The organism is Bradyrhizobium sp. KZN70725, from assembly GCF_055264925.1.
In genome coordinates this window covers 1-853 of sequence record NZ_JBUYWT010000188.1, presented here as the reverse complement: position 1 = coordinate 853, position 853 = coordinate 1, and the positions used below count along the sequence as shown (strand labels likewise).

1 pseudogene is annotated in these 853 nt (G+C 60.6%); it reads right to left on the bottom strand.

Annotated features, from left to right (window positions below):
* Positions 1-17: 17 nt before the first annotated feature.
* Positions 18-733 (bottom strand): annotated as a pseudogene (locus ACZBJS_RS42630) (IS5 family transposase).
* Positions 734-853: the final 120 nt, after the last annotated feature.

Sequence of the window (853 nt, the reverse complement as noted above, 5' to 3'; positions counted from 1 at the left end):
CTAGGTGGTGTGGACACTTATCGCAGCCATAGGACGATGGCAGCGAGAGTGACGACGGCCCGGTAATTCCGGGCGGTCTTTTCGAAGCGGGTTGCGACGCGTCGGAACTGCTTGAGCTTGCTGAAGCAGCATTCCACGAGATGGCGCTGGGCATAGAGATGTTTGTCGAGCGGATATTTGAGGGCTCGCGAGGGGTTGTTGGGGATGACGGCGAGCGCCTTTTTGGCGGCGATGTCTTGGCGCAAACGATCGGCGTCATAAGCCGTATCGGCGATGACGACCTCGGCGGGCAGCCCCTCGATTAATGCAGCGGCTTGTGGTGCATCGCCCTTCTGGCCCGCGGTGAGCGTGAACCGCACGGGGCATCCCAAGCCGCGTACGGCCATATGTATCTTCGTGCTCAGGCCGCCGCGCGAGCGCCCGATCGCTTGATCTTCAGACCCCCTTTTTTCGCCCCGGCGGCGTGCTGATGCGCCCGGACAATGGTGGAATCGACGATCAGATATTCGAAGTCCGGATCCTCGGACATCGCCTCGAAGATGCGGCACCAGACACCCTTGCGGCTCCATCGACTGAACCGCCGGAACACGCTGTTCCAATCTCCAAAAGCCTCCGGAAGATCACGCCAAGGAGAGCCCGTACGCACGATCCAAAGCACACCTTCCACGAACATCCGGTTGTCCCGCCCGGTCGAGCCCTTCTGATCGGGCCGGCCTATGATCAGCGGCGCCATGCGCTCCCAGGCCGCGTCGCTCAACACCAAACGCTCCATCACACCCAAGGCCGCCTCCCAAAAAGAAGCCTTGAATCTGATTTGCTCTCAAAAGGGAATCCTTAGAGTCCACACCACCTA